Here is a 19758-nt window from a genome sequence, read left to right on the forward strand (position 1 = left end):
CAAACAGAATTCAATCCAAGAAAGGATACGAGGCTCGAACAAAATATCTAGATGCTTTCAACAGCTATCTTAAAACCCTAAAACTTCAGACTTAAAAGAAATCCCTACCAAGGAAAACGATTCTAAATCAATACTACAAATCCATTTTGTAGAGAATAGCAGAGCAGATGCAAGGCTGCACATTGCAACCTGGACACTCGAAGGGATGATCTATGCTCTGTTGAATGTAGAATTTATCGACTTGCTTTACGGGGGAAAATCCGATTTTTTCGAAAACTCTATTCGAAGTGTGTTTGAGGCCACTGACCCAAGAAACTCCTACGACAACATCGCATTTTTGGTTTTTGACCCACTCTAATCTTTTTTGGCTCATGAGTTTTCCAATGCCTTTTCCTTGATAGGATTCATGAGTGCACATCGTAGAAAAGGATCCTACTTTTTTATTTTTGAAAAGCTCATTGATGTTTGGCGCGAAAGGGAGATAGTAATCGTAATTTGTGATCAACTGAGCAATGGAAATGCCAATGAGTTGGGATTTATCAAAGGCAGCTATCACGTAGCTGTCGGGATCTTCAGTTCTAACAGTGAGATAATCTGGAGGAAATAAATCTCTTCCTTGAGTGCGATTTAAGAGTTCAATGCCCTCAGGGAAATGATTAGAATCTTTGGTTGTGAGTTGTCGGATGGTAATATCCATTGAATTCTCATTTTTTATTTTGCGCCAGTTGTTGATCCACCAGCGGAGTTTATTTTTGGCGTAATAGAAGTGCCGCTCGCCTGCATAGTGTTGATATCCTCCAAAAGTGAACAGTCCATTGCTAGTCTTGCCCCGGCATCGATCATGCTTTCTAAGCCTTCCATATTCGTAAACTTAATAAGTTCACGATTGGAATTTGTTATTGTCACGGGCGTTTGTACTCCGAAAGACTTGAAAAGGATAAACTTGTCTCCGATTTGTTTCACTTTTTGTGTGACTTGGCGGAGAGCTACGGGATCTTTGCTGAGATCATACTTTAGCATTCTCATTGAAAAAATAGCTTCTGTGGCAGATGTTCTTTCAATAAGTTTTACATTGGTGACAATTGCTTTGACGAGATTTGTTTGGCCATCCACGCGGCCTTGAGCACTTCTAATTTCTGTACTGAAAAGACTCTTGAGCCTTTGGCCGCAACCATTTGCTACAAGGTTTTCGATAAGACGTTGATTGTTGTCAAATCCGCAAGTTTCTCCTGCGAGTAAATCAAAGGCTGGTACGAGGGCTTTGTTTTTTCTACTTTGAGTACAGCCATTCATTTGCGCGCTTGCTGCGGTTCTTCTTTCACGAGCGGCGGTAGCATTGGAAGTAGGAGCTGTCGCAAGTTCTGAATCGGCAGTTTCGGCAACGAGGTTTTTATTGTAAGTATCTAGGGCGGCAATTTTGATATGCAACTCTTCAGTTACGCTCGTCATTCTCTTTGCGAGGAACTTACAACCATCTTTGGTATTCGATGCAGAGGTTGATTTACAAAGTTGTGCAAAATCCAATGCAATGGTCTTGACCATTTTTTCATATTCATTTTTATTGGTGATTTTTTGGGATGCGCTTTTAAAACCTCGTTCAGAAATATTCGAAATGGGAATCCTGCTGATGCAGACTTCACCAAAGATTGGTCCGCAACGGAATCCATCAAATTTGGGGTCGCCACTGTCATTACAAGGTTTTCCCTTTGTCGGACAAACGTTCTTTCCGTTGACATTAACTGTATTCAAAATACTTCCGCAAATGATGCAAGTTTGATCATTGGCTTCGGCGGTTTCCATAAAAAGTCTTTGCCAGAGTTGAGTGTTTTTTGCTGTGCTGATTGGATATTTACTTTCAAATTCCATCCAGGCTTTTCTGATGTTATTGATATATTCTTTTTGTAAATCTTTGGGCATTTGTTCATAGGTGCTAAAATTCAACATTGAAATACTCAACGTTTCCGCTTTTGCTATAGATGAGATGGCAAATGTTGCGATCAATAAAAGTAGAGCAGTTTTATATAAAAAATTTGAAAACATAAATTTCCTTTATCATATTCCCTGTACTCTTAATTTTAGAGGAAAAGGGTGTTTCTTGACAATGGGAATATGGCCAAATCAAAGACGGTCTAGTCTTTGTTGGAATTCCTTGGGCTTTAGTATGATTTTGACCTCGTCAAAGAAGTCTTTTGCTTGAGGGTTTTTCAGAGACAGGGCTCTTAACCACTGTTTGGTACGAGAAATTGCGAATTCTTCATGTCGGTAAATTTGGCTCGCTTCAAAAAACTGTGGAAGAAGAAGTTTGATCTTGGACCAATCTGAATCCAAAGTTGCGCTGGAAGTTTTATCCGAAATTTTTCTAAAGAGAAATGGATCACTCAAAACTCCACGGCCGATCATAAAATCATCACAGTCAGTCACTTCTTTGCAGCGATTAAAATCCGCTACGGTCCAAATTTCTCCGTTGGCTACGATTTTTATTTTTGTTTTTTCTTTAATTTTTGGAATCCAATCCCAATAGGCAGGAGGTTTGTATCCGTCTGTTTTTGTACGACAGTGAATTGTAATCCACTCAGCACCTGCGGCCTCTACGGCTTGAGCGATATCAATACAACTTGTAGGATGATCAAAACCCAATCGAATTTTTGCGGTCACGGGAATTTCTTTGGGCAAAGCTGTTCTCACGGCAGAAACTATATCATAAACTCTATCGCAAGATTTTAAGAGTGCGGCACCGCCATCATTTTTATTTACAGTTTTAGCAGGACATCCGAAATTCAAATCAATACCGCGAGCACCAAGGCTTACAGCTTTTTGCGCATTGAGAGCCATAGGTTCTGCTTGGCCGCCCAACAGTTGAACAAAGACGGGGACTCCAGATCTGGTTTGAGAATTGGTTTTTAACTCTGGACAGTATCGATGGTAAACGTAATCAGGATAGACTTTGTCGACAACTCTAATGAACTCCGTTACACAGTGATCCACGCCACCGATCTGCGTAAGGAAATCCCTCATTACCCAATCCACAACACCCTCCATTGGAGCTAGGTGGAGAGTTGTGCTGCGTGATTCTGCCAAGAGAAATTTCATTGGTGAAATTTATGACGTGGGCGAAGCTAAATCAACTTTTTAATTTCTCTAAGTAATGTTTGGATAGAGACAGGTTTTGTTACGTGAGCTTGAAACCCAGCTCCCAAGAATTGGGCTCGCTCTTCATCTCGAGCATATGCTGTTAAAGCGATAGAAGGAGTAGCATCGGTCTTTCTGAGCCTTTTAATAAACTCTAAACCATCCTCATCAGGCATGCCTATATCGCAAAGAATAACGTCAGGTTTAAAATTTTTAAGACATTTTCTAGCATCAATCGCAGATTCAGCTTCTTGAACTTCAGCGCCATAATTGGAAAGAAGTCTTGTGATCAGCAGTCGATTGTCTCTTGAATCTTCAACCAATAAAATTCTGACATTTTCTAAAGCATTTTCAGGTATAGTAGGAGGAGATATGACGGTTGGCTTTTGAGGAGTAGGAACAATAGGAATTTTTACTAAAAATTTGCTACCCTTGTCTTTGCCGTCACTCTGAGCTTCTACGGTACCACCATGCATTTCTACCAAATGTCTTACGATCGCAAGTCCAAGCCCAAGTCCACCATATTTCCTAGTCATACTTCCGTCTTCTTGTCTAAAACGTTCAAAAATATGAGGCAAGAAGGACGAAGCGATTCCAATTCCGGTATCTTGAACTTCGATTACACAAGTTTTATTTTCAAGATAATTTTTAATTTTTATTTCACCACCTGGGATAGTAAATTTTATGGCATTAGAGACCAAGTTCCAAATGATTTGCTGAATGCGCGTAGAATCCATCATGATATAAATCGGTGTTTTTGGAGTTTCTGATATGAGTTTGATATTTTTAAACTCAGCCATTTTTACAGAGTTTTTAGCTACGGATAAAATGATTTCCGTAGGAGTCTGTAAGGTTAAATTCACACTCATTTTTCCGGTTATAATTCTCGAAACATCCAAGATATCATTAACAATATTGCTTTGCTCAACGGCATTTCTATGAATCGCATCTATGCTATCAAATTTTTCTCTGTCGGTCATTTTATCTGAGAATTTTTTAAGTAGCTCCGAATAACCATGAATAATATTGAGTGGAGTTCTAAGTTCATGAGAGAGAGTGGCGAGGAATTCGTCTTTCAATTGATTTGCTTTTCTAGCTTCACTAAAAAGCCTTGCATTATCTATAGCAAGACTGGCTCTCTCTGCAAGCTCTTCTGCGAGTTGCATATCGGTAATACTAAAAAGAGTGGTAGAGTTTGTGTACCGGGCTAAAAGTATGCGGCCAAGGTTGTTTCCGCGTACTTTAAGTGGAACATTAATAATAGATTTAAATCCTGATTTTTTTAATTTTAGAAAAATATTTTTTTGGTCAGAATTTGAATTTATGGCTTCATCGATATCGCGTATGAGTTTCCATCGGTTTTCTTTAGTGGCTAGTGAAATTTCAGGATCAATGGCAGACGTTTCAAATACAAACTCAGGATTGTCATCCTCATCGTTTTTGTAAATAGTGATATGTACCCAATCTGCCATTCTTGAAATCATAAAGTCATAGAAATTTTTAAGTGTAGATTCGTATTCGAGAGAGGATGTGAGGATTGTGCTGGCATCCCCGAGGATTTCAAGTCTAGCAACATTGATTTCGGCTTCTTCTCTTGCGGCCTGCTCCCGGACAAATTTCAGACGTTCTGCTTCAGCTCTTTTAATGTCTGTGATATCTTCTGATATTCCTAGCAAATATTTGGCTTGGTTATTGGCATCAACAAGGGGAATTTTCTTAGTGTGAAGAATTCGCGTCCCTTTTTTTGTAGTGATAGGTTCCTCAGGAATATCTAAGATCATCTTCTTTTCCAAAACATTTCGATCTTTTTGGATAAAGAATTCGGCTTCTTCCTTAGGGAAGAAATCATAATCACTCTTCCCAATCATATCTGCTCTATTGATACCCAAGAGTTCTTCACCAGCCTTGTTGAACCTTACAAACTTTAAATCGTTAGCATCTTTTACAAAAATCATATTGGGAATATTTTCGATAAGAGATTGTAAGAAAGAATTTGTTTCAGAGAGATCTTTTGTTCTAGTGCGTACCCTTTCCTCCAGTTGCTCTCGAGACATAGCCAACTCTTGCTCGAATTTTTTTCGAGTGGAGATGTTTATGGCATAAGTCATATTGTCATAATGTGTAGTGTTTTTTACGCGAACTGATCCCATAAGGAGTTGAACGCGTGAGCCATCTTTTCTGAAATATTCTTTTTCGTAAGGAGGGCTAATACCTTTGGTTTTCAAATTGTGAATAGCTTGATCTGTAATAGGCATAAATTCAGGAGGTGTAATTTTGATCCAATCGATCAAACCTTTTTCTAAATCTTTTCTAGAGTAGCCAATGAATCCCAGAAAGGCGTCGTTGGCTTCGATGATTTTGCCTTCAAAAGTAGTAAAAAGTAGTCCGATCATACCGGATTCAAATATTTGTCGAAACAAACTGTCATTGATTTCTTTAGACGAAAACGGCAATTGATTCGACCTCTTTAATATTTTTAATGAGCAAGTGACTAGAAGGATAAGTGTTTTTCGGCTTTTCGGATAGATTTCTTTTATGTAGTTTTCTTCAAACCTTTCATTGGTCTAGGGTGATTGACCGTTTCTTAGTGAGATGACTAGAATAAGGCAATGTCTTAGGAGAGAAAATGTCTTCAGTACGGCTTAATGTTGAAAATCAACGAAAGTATTTTAATTCTAACGTTACGAAGCCTTTAGAGTTTCGTATGGAGCAGCTTAAGAAATTAAAAGAACTTGTGATCTCAAATCAGCAAAAAATTATCGATGCTTTAAAAGCAGATCTCAAAAAGTCAGAGGTAGAGGCTTATATTTCTGAGATTGGTCTGGTTTTGAAAGAAATAAATTATACGCTGAAACATCTAAAAAAATGGCAAAAACCAAAAAGAATGCCAACACCCTGGAGTCTTAAGCCTGGGAGCGCAAAAATTATTTCCGAACCCTATGGAGTAACCTTGATCATATCACCATGGAACTATCCCTTTCAGCTGGCGATTGCACCAGCAATAGGAGCCATGGCAGCGGGAAATACTATTGTTCTAAAACCTTCTGAGCTTGCCACTCAAACAGAAAAACTTTTAGCTGAAATGATTAACTCAAATTTTGATTCTCAGTATTTTTGTGTGATCACAGGGGGAAAAGACGTTGGGCAGGAACTTTTAAAACAAAAATTTGATTTTATATTTTTCACTGGTAGTACAGCTGTTGGAAAAATAGTCATGAGCGCGGCTGCTGAAAATTTAACACCTGTCTGTCTAGAGTTGGGAGGTAAAAGTCCTTGCATCATTGATGAATCTGCAAATCTTGAGGTTGCGGCCAGAAGAGTAATCTGGGGGAAATTCTTTAATGCTGGGCAAACTTGTATAGCTCCAGATTATCTTTATGTGCATGAATCAATCAAAACTACATTCTTATCGCTGCTAAAGAAAAACATCAGAAAGTTTTACGGTGAAAATGAATTTAAGAGTAATGATTACGGAAAAATTATTTCTAAAGACCATTTTGATAGAATTTATAAATTGATTGAAGGATCAAAAATTCTATATGGAGGTGATCAAAATAAAGAAGCGCAATTTATTTCTCCGACATTACTGGAAGTGAGCAGTTGGGACGAAAAGATCATGCAGGAAGAAATTTTTGGGCCGGCTCTTCCTATATTGTCATACACCGATATCGACGAAGTGATTTCCGTAGTGAAGTCCAAAGATCGTCCTTTAGCTCTCTATATTTTTTCTACCAATAACCTTCAGATTGATAAAGTTTTAAATGAGCTGAGTTTTGGAGGAGGATCTGTCAATGATTGTTTGATTCACTTTTCGTCAACGGAGATCCCTGTCGGAGGAGTGGGGGCGAGTGGAATGGGTCGCTATCATGGAAAGTATACTTTTGATACCTTCACTCATCAAAAAGCTATATTAACAAAGAGTTATTTCTTTGATTTGGATTTGAGATATCCTCCATACACAGAAAAGAAATTTAATCTAATGAAGAAATTTTTAAAGTAATTAGAAATTAAATATGATTTTTGTTCCCAGACCAAAATCAGGTTGTCCAGTAGAGTAGACCATATCGTTATTATGGTCTTTGTCGCCAGGTCCCCAATCTTCTAGGAAATAGAAAATCCACATGTTATTGGTGCCAAACTTTCTTCTTAAACCAATCATCTGTTGACCACGGACTTCGACTAAAGAATTGTAACCAGATGCTATCTTTTCGTAGACTTTTTCTTTGGTCGTGGAACCAGCGTAAACGATATCTAATTGCTTCTTTTTCATTAGAGGGGAGTGGAAAGAGAAATCAAAGATCACGCCCCACTTGTCGTTAAGCCCAATATCAAACATAAAATCAATCATCCAGAGAATTTCATTTCTTGGCCAGTCCTTAAACATCCAATTATTTTTGGCATAAGTGACAGCGGCTGTTGTGTAAAAGGCGCTCTGCTGGCCTATGAGAACTCCGGCGTTCATCATTGCAGTGACATCGACCTCACCCGAGGTCATACCTTTTTCTTCGTCCTCAATGGGAGCTTTAATATGAAGACCAAAACCAACTCCGGTATTTTTCTCGCCTTGAACTGGCCAATACTTTAATTTCAACTTTAAATTTCCAGCGCCCGAGGGAGCATTGTAGGGTCCGCGTCTCACGCCGTCTGTGGAAGTTTCGAAAATACTTTGTCCAAAGGGATAAAGCGGTCTTCCAAAATTATCAAAGTGGAAAAAATCATGGAATTCATCGATGAATCTATCTGTGGTTTTTCCTTCGTGTCTTGCGGCATAGGGAATTTCGATAGCTATCGCCCATTTTTTGGAAATGGCCTTTCCGAACTCCACAAATAAACTGGTTTGCTCATAGTCGGCGGTAAGAGTGAGTTGTTTGCCTGTTTTTAAATTGGTGAAGGTGGTTGGAGCTGCCCAATAGTTGGCGTTGATCACTTCAAACTCTACCCAAGTGTCCGAAGCCCAACCCGGAGACTCTCCGGTGGGAAGCATATGTTGCCAGCTGATGGGGTGAGTGGGTCTTGCCGAGAGGGTTTGTGCGCGTGCAAAATTAAAAGAAAGTAAACAGCTTGTTAATAGTATAAATCCATTCCACATAGAGAATTAGGATAAATGTGATGCTGATTTTGAGTCAACGAGTAAGAGTTGGTCTAGAAGCCAAAGAGCCCTGCGCAAGTTGCAATGATACTAAAATGATCAAGGCCCACTTTAACTGTAGTTAAAAGCGCAGGACCTGTACTGTATTCTTCGTTTCTCACTAAAGCGTTATAGAAAGCAGCTTCTTGCTCCGCGGTTCTAATGTTTAAGTTTTTAGGATGAATTTGGTAGATATTGGCATCTTGTGCTCTTCTCAGTTCGTCAGAGATTTTGTTGTGAGTTTCGATGATTTTACCAAGTCTGTGTTTTAAGTTTTCGTTAGTGTCAAAATTAGTGAATATTAAGTTTTCAGCTTCACTTCTTGAAATGATTTCTTCTACATACTGAGGTTGGAAAGTTGAAATAATTCTTATTAAAAATCCAGTCTCTACTGCTTTATATCTAGGTAAGAAAGCTTTTACTAGAGCAATATTGTATAGAAGTTTTGCCTCTTCGAAGATTTCAAGCGATTCAGGATCACTCTCTAATGAGCTAATTACAGATTCATAACCTCTTAGTGCTGATTGGATGTTTGAATGAATTTCCGCTAATTTTTTCAACTTTTCAGCGTCTTCAGGTTCAAGCTTTAGATGTGAATCTGTTATTTTAAGTTTTGGTAGGTTAGTCTTAGTCTTTAAAGCGATCATATTTTCAAAGTAACCATCGATAGCTTCTGTCAGTGCAGAGAGTTCGGATGCGAGGTTTTGTTCAACCACAGCAGGTTGAGTGGCCGCATACGATGTGATTTGGATCAGTAGAGTTATTAGGAAAGTAAGAGTTGTTGGGGTTTTCAACTTTCATCCTTATTTGCTTGAGGTTACCCTTCTCTATAGCAAACAGTATGCCCTTATTTTGACTTTTAAATAGAATATAACTTTATCTGTGGAGATAAAAACATAGAAATATTGAAGCCCTTACAAAAGTGACTAACTAATTTACTGATTAATGATCGAGAGGTGCCAGCATCGTCAATGCAGGTTTCCTCGTCATTTTGTTCAAATCTTGTTGGGCTCGTGGTACCAAAAAATTTAAAACCGCGAACACTATAATTATCGTAACCAAGTATTTCATAATCATCCTCTCCCAATAAAATAACCCTCAAGCTATCGCTCGTACATTCCCTATAGGCAAGAGTAGTGCCAGGTCTCAGATCTTAGATATTTAATTTGAAATGAAAATTCCAAAGTCGAGAGACAATCCTTGTTCCTCGATTTGTATTCTCTTCAAAACTGGTGATAATGGGATTTTGTTGTAATTATCTAAAGATAAAGTAAGATTTCTACGTGAGTACGGCAAAACAAGTAAACATCTTTTGGTTTAGAAGAGACTTAAGGACACACGATAACCGTGGTTTTTTTGAAGCTCTTTCGCATGACCTCCCGGTTCTTCCGGTTTTTATTTTTGACTCCAATATATTAGAAAAGCTCCCACCCAAGGATCATCGTGTAGACTTTATCTTAAAGTACCTTGAGGAGCTTCATGAAAAATTTAAAAGTCATGGGTCAGGTCTTCATGTCTATTTTGGTGATCCATTAGAAATATATAAGAAGCTCACCAAAGAATACAAAGTCCATACGGTCTTTACGAATCACGATTATGAACCCTATGCGATCAAAAGAGATGAAGGTGTTCAGCGGTTATTGCGAGAGCAGAAAGTGGACTTCCAAACGTTTAAGGACCAAGTGATTTTTGAAAAGTCTGAGGTCGTAAAAGACAATGGGGAGTTCTATTCTGTCTATACTCCGTACATGAGAAAGTGGAAAGAGACTTACGCAAAGCTTTTAGGGAAAGAGAAAAAGCTCATTCAGTATGTTTCAGAACGAAAACTTGATAGTTTGATAAAATCTAAAGGTCACTTGCTTGCACACAGGGACATTGGTTTTACACTCTCTAATATTCCAGCTCCTGGAAAGACCGTAAAAAAAGAAATCCTTACGAAGTACGGTGAGCAAAGAGATTTTCCCGCACTCGACGCAACCTCACACTTGGGCGTTCACTTAAGATTCGGAACGGTGAGTGTACGAGATCTTGTCAAGAAAGCCATCGAACTCAAAGCTTCTGTTTGGTTGAGTGAATTGATCTGGCGAGAATTTTTTATGCAAATTCTCTGGCACAATCCTCATGTAGTGGATGGGCCTTTCAAAGAAAAGTATTCTAAAATTCAATGGCGCAATAACAAAGAAGAGTTCAAGGCATGGTGCGAAGGGCGTACCGGTTATCCCATCGTCGATGCCGGCATGAGAGAGATCAATGCCACGGGACATATGCATAACCGAGTGCGTATGATCGTGGGAAGCTTTTTAGTGAAGCATCTCTTGATCAATTGGCAGTGGGGCGAAAAATATTTTGCACAAAAACTTTTTGATTTCGATCTTTCTGCTAACAATGGAAACTGGCAATGGGTGGCAGGCTGTGGTTGCGACGCCGCACCTTACTTTCGCGTTTTTAATCCATATACCCAAACGGAAAAGTTCGACAAAAAAGAAGAATATATAAAAAAATGGATTCCAGAATTAGGCTCCCGTACATATCCAGATCCCATCGTCGAACATTCTTTCGCCAGGAATCGTGTACTAGAAGCCTATAAAGTCATAAAATAAAAAACAATAATCTTTAACGATATCTTTAAGGCATTACCAATTCGTTAACCAGGCAGTTCACCGCTGCTTCTGAAACAATCTCCGTGCCGCCTTCGTCTATTACAGTCAACTTTGCAGTTAAAGCTTGGTCGTAGATATTGTCTGGATTTACCCATACAGTTTTTTCATCTTGCAGATGGAGTTTGTAATTCCAATCTTTGTAGTTTGTCCAGTCGTTGCCATCTTCAACGGTGAAATCTTTTTGAGCTACAGTTTGTCCTCTCACGATGAGAATTTTTGATCCCATTGGAGTTCCAACTGGAACATTTGGAATACCAAAGCTTTTAATATCTTCGATATAAGTAATTTCATCATTCATACAAATGAGTTTAGCATGCGAAGTTGCACAGAAAAGTACCGCGACCAGAGTCAAAATTAATTTATTCATAAAAATCCTCCCTTAGTTATAGATTGGCAATCTAGGGCATAAATAAGCTCGATGCACCTAAATTGTTAACAGAGAATTAATATTTTTAGTTAATCTCGAATGACGTAGGATATTAAAAATCCACCGGTCACGATCAAAGATAGAATTGCAGAGAGGTTGGTGTTTTTTTGATACCAGAGGCATACCAAAAAGGGGTTGTAATGGAACTTCTTCGGATATTAAAGTAGAGGTTGTTGTTGAAGCTGTAACAGTAATAAGATCTGAAATGGTTTTTTAGAGGGTGTAATATGCAAATTCAAAATAAGTCTTGGGAAAAAGAAAATTTTCTTATCAGTACAGATAAAATATTTCTTCAAGTTGATAGAATCCATAAATTTTTAGCAAACGATGCTTATTGGTCTCAAGGCATTCCAAAAGCTGTTGTAGTAAAATCAATTGAAAACTCATTTTGTTTTGGGCTCTATGATATTTCTGCTGGTGATAAAGAACAGATTGGTTATGCGAGAATTGTAACAGACTATGCTTCATTTGCCTGGTTGTGTGATGTCTATGTAGAGCCTAGTCACCGAAATAAAGGGCTTTCAAAATGGCTCATGACCTGTGTAATGTCCCATCCTGATTTGCAGAATTTAAGACGAATTTGTCTAGCTACCAAAGATGCTCATGAACTTTATAAAAAATTTGGTTTTGAAGTCACAAAGTCCCCTGAGAATTGGATGGAAATCAAAGATAATGATTTGTACAAAAAAATGAAATTGCTCGAAAGATAATTATATCTATCAGTAACGTTCGGCGCCGAGTCATTAGGGTTTGTTTTTGAAACAATCGGTAGTTTAGAGTATCTCTTCTCTCTCAAAGGATAGCAAATATCTAGTCAGAGGGAAATTCATGGAAAATTTGGACAAAAAGCTTACGCCTCTTATGAAACAATATTGGGAAGTTAAATCTGTTCATATGGACAAGGTTTTATTCTTCCGTATGGGTGATTTCTATGAGCTTTTTGATCAAGATGCGATTACAGCCGCACCTCTTTTGGGAATTGCTTTAACTGCAAGAAACAAAAATAATCCTGAAGCCACCGCAATGTGCGGAATGCCTCACCATAGCGTTGCCAACTATATAAATAAACTTCTAGCGCAAAATTTCAAAGTCGCTATCTGTGATCAAGTTGAAGACCCAGCAACAGCTAAGGGCATTGTAAAAAGAGCGGTGACCAGAATTCTATCTCCCGGGATGGTCTACGATCCAGATACTTTGGACCAAGTCACAAGTAATTATATCTGTAGCTACGATGAAACTACGGTTTCTTTTCTAGAAGCTACAACAGGTGAAGCTTTTTATTATAAATTTGGAAATGAAATCGAAAGACAAAAGCTGATCAATATCTTGCAGCCGGTAGAATTGGTTTTGGATACTAAGAACTATAAAGCTTATCTTGAAAATAAAACTTCTTTAGAGGGACCATGTGTTACGGAACACAACGAGCTTACAGGAAAAAACGTTAATGTCTCTTCAGCACGACTTCTCAGTTATGCGATCACCATGCAAGGTCAGAAAGTCCTTTTGACTCTTGGAGAATTTGAGGAAAGAAATTTTCATCAGAGAATGGAGCTCAATTTTCAGACAATCAAGCATCTTGAAATTTTTGAAACATATCGCGGAGAGAGCAAGGGCAGTTTCTTTTATGCCATCAACAAAACAAAAACTTCAAGCGGAAGTCGAAAACTAAAAAACTGGATTCTTTTTCCACTTCAGAATCCTCAAGAAATTTTATCCAGACAGTCAGAGGTAGAATTTTGGATTACAAATTCCGCAGACCTTAAGCGTTTAAGACAAACCCTCGGCGAAATGGGCGATATCGAAAGACGTTTGGGTAAAATTTCAAACCCAACTTGCAATGGAAGAGATTTTGTTTCATTAAAAAACTCATTACTCGCAGGAATTGCTGTCTCAAGGATGTCTAAAAAGCACTCAGAGGACGCGTTACATAATATTTCTAAGCTCATAGAAAGCATCGAAAACACCATAGTGGATGAACCGCCGTTAGCGACAAAGAACGGCCACATGATTAGAGCGGGCTATGATGCAGATCTAGATCGTTTAATGAAACTCACAGAAGATTCACAAAGCCTTCTCAATGAAATGGAATTGGCTGAAAAAGAAAAATACCAAATTCCCTCACTTAAAATCAGATACAACTCGGTATTTGGTTTTTATATCGAGGTCACAAAAACTCATACTGATAAAGTCCCTAAGCATTACGTTAGAAAACAGACCCTCACAAATGCAGAAAGATACATCACCGACGAACTCTATAAACTCGAAAGCCAAGTTCTATCGGCAAAAACAAAGCGCGAAGAACTAGAGTTTGCCATTTTTGAGAATCTAAAAAATGAAATTCTAAAAAACGCTCAAGAACTCCTTAAATTTGCCCATGATTGGAGTGAGGTGGACGTAGTGAGTTCGCTTTCTTGGCTAGCTCTCGAAATGAACTACACAAAACCTACTTTTACTGGAAGCAGAAACCTAAAGCTGAAGAGCTCAAGACACCCGGTGATCGAGCAACTGACTTTGAAACCTTTTGTTCCTAATGATATAGATATTGCTCCCAATGGCTGTATGCTTCTCACCGGACCGAACATGGCCGGTAAGTCGACATTGATGCGTCAAGTGGCGCTGACCGCAGTTCTTGCGCAAATGGGATCTTTCATTCCAGCAAAGGAATCCACGCTTCCAATATTTGATCGTATTTTTACTCGTATAGGTGCAAGCGATAATCTTTCGGAAGGTCTTTCTACCTTTATGGTGGAAATGACTGAGACCGCGTACTTGCTTAAAAATTCAACTGAAAAATCTCTAGTTGTGCTGGATGAAATTGGGAGAGGTACGAGCACTTATGATGGGATGAGCTTAGCTCAATCCATCCTGGAGTACTTGGTCACGACGGTGAAGGCTACAACGCTCTTTGCTACGCATTATCATGAAATCACGTCACTTCAAGCACGTTATCCACAGATTGAAAATGCGCATATGAAAGTGGCGGAAGATAAAGGCGATAGAAAGAAAGATATCACATTCCTTTACACGCTCACTCGTGGACCAGCCAATAAATCATACGGTATTGAAGTTGCAAAACTCGCTGGATTGCCGGTACAAGTAACAAATTTGGCAAAGAAAATCCTCGAGCAAAAAGAGAATACCCAAGAGGAAAGTCTGCCTCTCTTCTCTATGCAAAATGCTAGTCTTTCAGAGAGAGAAGATGATAGTTTTGTGAGCGATGTTTCTGAAAAATGGACTGATCTTTTGTCAGAGAGTGCCCGGACGGTGCTGGAGGAAATTACCCAGTTTCCCACGTCACAAACAAGCCCTTTGGAGGCCTTGAACAAAATCGAAATTTGGAAAAAGAATCTGAATTAAACCCGATATTCATTAAGCCTAAATATTCTGAGATAGAGACCTTCGTCTGTAAAGTACTTTTATCGTAGAACTTCTAAAAATGTCAGATTTTGGTTAAACCATCAGTTTTCTTAAAAAATCTTAAAAAAACGCTTGCGGACATATTTTTTTTTCTTCACAATTTACTTAACCGAGACAGACTTTCATTGAGTCTAGTTTTAGTAGAACATGAGAGTTCTTAAATTGATTTGAGGACTTACTTAGTTCAGACTTTAATAGAGGCGATTAAAGTCTAATTAAAAGACAGAATACAAAAATAAAACGGAAGTTGATCAATGAAGGATCAGCCCGGAAACTTTAAAGGGGAGGAGCAAGGATGCTCAGAGACGTACTTATAAACCAAAAAGGGTTATCAAATAGAGAAGCTGAAGTTGCTGAATTAGTAACTAAAGGTCTTAGCAACAAGGAAGTTGCAAATCAACTTTTCGTTACAGAAAAGACGGTAAAGTTCCATCTTACGAACATCTACAAAAAGATGAGCTTAAAGTCTAGAGCGCAACTTATCGTATGGTGTATGCCACACTTTTCATTCGCAGAGACACCGAGCTCTTCAAATGGGAATGCTGGAGCAGCAAACACAAATACATCAAACGATGGTGCTATCTCAAGCCAATCTATCCAGAACACAATTCCATCTGGCAACTCAACTGTGGGTGGCTTAAAAGGTGGTACTGGTTCAGGCTTTGGATTCTAATCGTCAGAATATGAAAACGGTAAAATCATCGCAAGTCATAATGACGGAGATGGTTTTGCCTTCTCACATTAACGCCCTTGGTAGTATTTTCGGGGGCGTAATTATGTCATGGATCGATATCGCGGCCGCTATCTGCGCCCAAAGACACTCCAACAAAACCGTAGTCACAGCTAGCATTGATGCTCTTCATTTCGTCGCGCCCGTTTATAAAGGGTGGATCGTGAATTTAAAAGCCTCATGCAATTTTGCCTCTCGTACTTCTATGGAAATCGGCGTTCGTATAGATGCTGAAAATCCAATTTCAGGAGAAACGTTTCATACTGCGACAGCCTATCTGACTTTTGTTGCAATTGATGAAAACTTAAAACCCATTCCAGTGCCAAAGTTATTGCCAGAATCTGCCGAAGAGAAGAGACGATATGAAGCAGCTCAAATCCGAAGACAAACAAGGCTTGAACGCAAAAAAGCTATCGAAAAATAGCCGTACGATCTCTCGTATCTTTTATATTCTAAAAAACAACAAAGGTCTAAGTCTCATAGAGTTAATGGTCACGACAATGATCGGCATTATTGTTTCTATGGGCATTGCTTCAGTATTTGTTTTTGCTATGGAACAATTCACTATTTTAGTCGAAAAAAACGCAGCTGAAGAAAGTGTATTGATGTCGACTTACAATTTAAGAAACTATTTGTCCCAAGCGGTGGATTTGAATGTGGTGGATAGTATAGATAATGCCGCTGTCATTGCTTTGAATGGTGGAGGACAGTTGGATTTTGATTTTGAGCTATTGGTGCCGGCGCAATCAGAGATCGGAGATGCCGATAGTGGAGAGTTTGCTCGATTTGCTGTCTTTAATCGTGAAGCAGGAACATACAATATTGGTGCGGGTTCTATGCCGAATGGTGGGTCACAAATGAGACCAACAGGAATTTTTGTGAAAGACACAGATGTCAATGGCCTCAATCCCGATGCGCAATCTGGTGCTTTGGTTTTTGATACAAACTCGACAACGGGAAATATGATTCCGGGGCCTTCAGACTTTGTTCATTCCAGATTACATAATTTTAGAGTTCAAAGAATTGCCGCAGGTGCTGCAAATTGTCCTGGTGGGTATGCCATTGAAGTGGTTGTAAATTCTGGCGCTGCAAACAATGGAACGCTATTACCTTGTTTGGGTGCAGCGTGGGGCGGTGGTACTCCAGGAGAGAGGTACAAAATTAAAACTCTCACGGTAGAGGTTTGGACAAGATATTTTAAAACGTCCGACAAAAGCTCTTGGAACTATAGAGCACCCGTAGGTGGAGCTGCGACAGCTCCTTATAGAGATATTGTGCAAACGGTAAAGATCAACTTTAAAAATAACGTTCTCACAACCGAGAGTTTAACTGGCGAAGCGGGAGCAGAAGAGCGCGTGCATGGATCACTTTATTTCTATGATTACATTATGCCTGGTGTTGGAGTCTTTTAAATTTGTATCAATCTGAGACTTTACCAGTCTAAAAATCACCACAGACTTTTGTTTAGGTTTTCTTAATGTGTACCGATAAGATATGGTATTATTTTATAATTTTTTTTACCTATATTAATTAAAATAGCGATTTTAAGTAACTTTAAGTGAGGCCTATATGAGAGCAACTATATTAAATAACGAGCGTGGCGGAATGGCTGCTTTGTTGTCGGTAATAGTTTTGTCGCTGATCATGGTGAGTACCTTAACTTCATTTTATACTTACCTCGAAAATCGCGCGAGATTTCAAGAACGTATTCGTATGAATTATCAAATGGGCTACGTTGTTGAAGATATAAGTAGGGCTCTCATGGAGGCCCACGAGGCATTCTTGGGAGATCCGCTTTGCACTGGAGCAGCTGTGAGATGGATTGACTGCGCACAGGTTTGTGCACCTTCCACAGCAGGATTGGATGTTCCAAGTGGAACTCCTGCGAATGCTCTCTGTGTAAAAAGTGACAATCTCAATAAAATCGTAAATGGTGCAGAATATTTTTGTACTTACAACGTAGATGGAAATAACGGCGAAACTATGCCGGCTTATTGCTCTGCCCTCAGCGCATCTAACGACCGCGATTTTACAGGCGCAAGTGCTACAATGGTTGCTGCAAATGATACAAAAACTAAAGTGAGCAATTGGTACTCTCGTTTAGATAAATTCTTTGATACTACAATTGTCAGAAATGCTCCGGTGATTGCAGGAAAAATGTATCCTGTTCTTGAAGCAAGGATTCAACCACCAACATTGTTGGGCTGGATGTTGCCGCAGGCAGCAGTAGCGTCTGCTCCTCCAGGTTATACTTCTCCAGGTGGTCAGGAAGAATTTCCAGGAGGCGGAGAAGAGCCACCAGGAACTACGACTCCCATACCTACTTCCCCAAATCAGCCAGATCCCGGAGAAACGGTGGGAGATTGTTCAACCAATCCTGAATTGGATAGTTGTGCTAGCCAATGTGAAGGGCTGAGTCCTAGAGATCCAAAACCAGCATTTTGTAAAAATGCATTATCAAAAGTCAGAGTCGCTCTTGTGGATGGAAACGGGTGCGGACCTACAAGTACAGATGCTCGTTGTAAGCGCTGTAGTGGAAAAGAAAGAAGAAACGGAGCATGTGTTAAAGTTTCTGTATGTCCTCCATGGATTCCGGCAAATGAGTGTGTATCAACAAGAGGAGTCGATAAAAGAATTCACCAGATGATAAGAACCGCAGACATTACAAATTTAACAACATATATGTGGGGAACTGGAGAATGGGGAACATGTGCTTCGGGTTCTCGAAATAGAAATGTATACTGCATGAATACAGATAACTCTACGATTGCTGCCAATGGATTATGTACTGGTGCTCAACCGGATTCAGCGAGACCGTGTTTTGCGGGCAGTGGTGGCAGTTGTGGGTCTTGCACTTACGAAAGTGGCGCCGGACGTGTCTGTTACATGTGTCCTTAACCAATCATCAAATTGCAAAGATGTTAACGCTTCCTCTGAATGAGGGAGCGTTGTCATTATTACGCCCAAGGTTTCATCTCTGTGAAAAGACCCATGGGTAGATTGCACTCCGCTCACGGCAGTGAGGATTTGTAGCGTGAGATTGGTAAATACATATCCTAGCTCGGAGCTAACCAGAACTGAGGCTTTATCTTGAGAATTTTTATAAAAACCTTCCCATGCGCGCACAAGAGCATTGGGATAGGTGCTCTTCACGGTTTTGAAAAAGTAATCATCCCAAAGCATGTCTTTTTTAGTCTTGAATAAATGAATATGATCAAATGGATCTTTCCCAGAAATCAATTTATAAGACACGGTTTTCTTTTTAGGATAAACTGTAATTTGGGATTCTCCATTTTTAGAAAAAACAGAAATTTTATCGTTCCCATTATCAACCAAAGCAACATGTACACCTTTTATATCAATAAAATTTCTTGCAAGATTTTTTTCTTGTCCAGGCAAAGTATAGAAAGCTCCAAAAGAAATAATCTCTGGGGCAACAAAGGCGTAATCTGTCTTTTCTTTTAAAGTCGATTTTTGTAAAAATCCTTTTTTCTCAAGAGGTTCTTTGTAATCAATGGCTTTTGGAATTTGAAAGTGATTTCCATGGTCGCTAACAATCACAACTTCTAATTTTTTTTTGTATTCGGCTTTAAAATCAGATTGAAATGTTTTTATTTTTTTGGCTAAATTTTTTAAGTAATTAATAACATTTTTTTCACCACCCACATGGGAAATAATATCTGTATTGACAATAAAAGCACTAGTAACGGATTTATTCTTAATATTTTTAGGTTCCATTAAAAATCGCAAAAAAGAATCAGTCCAATAGAGTGCAGATGTTTCTGTCCAGGTCATACTCATAAGATGTTGGAAAACACCCTCAGCCTTAAAATCGAATTTTTTTTCATATTGTGGTGGGGTGGTGAGATGATCGATGAGGGTTCCGTATTCTCTTCCTAACGTTCCATCAGAATTTTTGATCATGTCGAAACCGGCTTTAGTATATCCTTTTTCAGGAGCTGCATTCATGAGGTGGGCCCAGTTGGGATCTGAAATTGAGGGGAATGTTGCGACCATAGGAATAGGCCGTCCGAACTCTCTAAAATAACCGCTCTCATGCATTTTTGAAAGAGTGTTGTAACTAATTCCATCGAGGCCGATAATAATAATATGTCGAGAGTCTTTAGGCGATGCACCGGAAGAGGACGAGTCCGTTCCCTCTGAATCAGGGCTCCATAAGAGTGAAAATAATGCTAAAACAATAAGCCCACTTAAAAAAAATTTCATTCGATCCCCTCTAAGAGAATTTAACGCACGAAGCTTAATA

Annotated in this window: 16 protein-coding genes; 8 read left to right on the top strand and 8 right to left on the bottom strand. The window is 39.0% G+C overall.

Annotated elements, in window-relative coordinates; genetic code table 11:
* Nucleotides 1-133: 133 nt before the first annotated feature.
* From V4596_08765 to V4596_08780, 4 genes are all read right to left on the bottom strand, one after another.
* Entirely contained in the window at nucleotides 134-697 is a 564-nt protein-coding gene (locus V4596_08765; GenBank protein MES2769224.1) for a GNAT family N-acetyltransferase, read from the bottom strand.
* Nucleotides 698-711: 14 nt separating this feature from the next.
* Nucleotides 712-2040: a hypothetical protein gene (locus V4596_08770; protein MES2769225.1), complete on the bottom strand. Its 1329-nt coding sequence runs from the start codon at nucleotides 2038-2040 to the stop codon at nucleotides 712-714.
* A gap of 78 nt (nucleotides 2041-2118) precedes the next feature.
* Nucleotides 2119-3090, bottom strand: a complete 972-nt coding sequence (locus V4596_08775) for a tRNA-dihydrouridine synthase family protein (GenBank protein MES2769226.1) — start codon at nucleotides 3088-3090, stop codon at nucleotides 2119-2121.
* A 26-nt stretch (nucleotides 3091-3116) separates the two neighbouring features.
* Nucleotides 3117-5582 (bottom strand): PAS domain S-box protein, encoded by a 2466-nt coding sequence (locus V4596_08780; protein ID MES2769227.1) that lies wholly within the window; start codon nucleotides 5580-5582, stop codon nucleotides 3117-3119.
* Nucleotides 5583-5755: 173 nt separating this feature from the next.
* Here V4596_08780 and V4596_08785 point away from each other — a divergent pair, with 173 nt between their 5' ends.
* On the top strand, nucleotides 5756-7129 hold the full coding sequence (locus V4596_08785) for an aldehyde dehydrogenase (GenBank protein MES2769228.1): 1374 nt from the start codon (nucleotides 5756-5758) through the stop codon (nucleotides 7127-7129).
* Here the strand turns inward: V4596_08785 and V4596_08790 are convergent, their stop codons facing one another.
* Nucleotides 7130-8218, bottom strand: coding sequence for a DUF3187 family protein (locus V4596_08790; protein ID MES2769229.1), 1089 nt, complete (start codon nucleotides 8216-8218; stop codon nucleotides 7130-7132).
* 53 nt (nucleotides 8219-8271) lie between these two features.
* Nucleotides 8272-9051: a hypothetical protein gene (locus V4596_08795; GenBank protein MES2769230.1), complete on the bottom strand. Its 780-nt coding sequence runs from the start codon at nucleotides 9049-9051 to the stop codon at nucleotides 8272-8274.
* A gap of 489 nt (nucleotides 9052-9540) precedes the next feature.
* Between V4596_08795 and V4596_08800 the strand changes: the two genes are divergently transcribed.
* A complete protein-coding gene (locus tag V4596_08800; protein ID MES2769231.1) occupies nucleotides 9541-10857 on the top strand; it encodes a deoxyribodipyrimidine photo-lyase in 1317 nt (438 codons plus the stop codon).
* Nucleotides 10858-10882: 25 nt separating this feature from the next.
* Here V4596_08800 and V4596_08805 read toward each other — a convergent pair whose 3' ends face one another.
* Entirely contained in the window at nucleotides 10883-11284 is a 402-nt protein-coding gene (locus tag V4596_08805) for a hypothetical protein (protein ID MES2769232.1), read from the bottom strand.
* A gap of 287 nt (nucleotides 11285-11571) precedes the next feature.
* On the opposite strand from V4596_08805, the gene V4596_08810 reads away from it, so the two are divergent.
* From V4596_08810 to V4596_08835, 6 genes are all read left to right on the top strand, one after another.
* Nucleotides 11572-12054: a GNAT family N-acetyltransferase gene (locus tag V4596_08810; GenBank protein ID MES2769233.1), complete on the top strand. Its 483-nt coding sequence runs from the start codon at nucleotides 11572-11574 to the stop codon at nucleotides 12052-12054.
* Nucleotides 12055-12172: 118 nt separating this feature from the next.
* Nucleotides 12173-14701, top strand: a complete 2529-nt coding sequence (mutS, locus tag V4596_08815) for a DNA mismatch repair protein MutS (GenBank protein ID MES2769234.1) — start codon at nucleotides 12173-12175, stop codon at nucleotides 14699-14701.
* A 355-nt stretch (nucleotides 14702-15056) separates the two neighbouring features.
* Nucleotides 15057-15434, top strand: coding sequence for a helix-turn-helix transcriptional regulator (locus V4596_08820; protein MES2769235.1), 378 nt, complete (start codon nucleotides 15057-15059; stop codon nucleotides 15432-15434).
* Nucleotides 15435-15444: 10 nt separating this feature from the next.
* Nucleotides 15445-15915: an acyl-CoA thioesterase gene (locus tag V4596_08825; protein MES2769236.1), complete on the top strand. Its 471-nt coding sequence runs from the start codon at nucleotides 15445-15447 to the stop codon at nucleotides 15913-15915.
* Nucleotides 15854-16903: a hypothetical protein gene (locus V4596_08830; protein ID MES2769237.1), complete on the top strand. Its 1050-nt coding sequence runs from the start codon at nucleotides 15854-15856 to the stop codon at nucleotides 16901-16903. The genes V4596_08825 and V4596_08830 overlap by 62 nt, the downstream gene beginning before the upstream one ends.
* Nucleotides 16904-17060: 157 nt before the next feature.
* Nucleotides 17061-18389, top strand: coding sequence for a thrombospondin type-1 domain-containing protein (locus tag V4596_08835; protein ID MES2769238.1), 1329 nt, complete (start codon nucleotides 17061-17063; stop codon nucleotides 18387-18389).
* Here V4596_08835 and V4596_08840 read toward each other — a convergent pair.
* Nucleotides 18297-19718 (bottom strand): hypothetical protein, encoded by a 1422-nt coding sequence (locus V4596_08840; GenBank protein MES2769239.1) that lies wholly within the window; start codon nucleotides 19716-19718, stop codon nucleotides 18297-18299. The two genes, V4596_08835 and V4596_08840, sit on opposite strands and share 93 nt — an antisense overlap.
* Nucleotides 19719-19758: the final 40 nt, after the last annotated feature.

The organism is Bdellovibrionota bacterium (assembly GCA_040386775.1).
Classification (GTDB): domain Bacteria; phylum Bdellovibrionota; class Bdellovibrionia; order Bdellovibrionales; family JAEYZS01; genus JAEYZS01.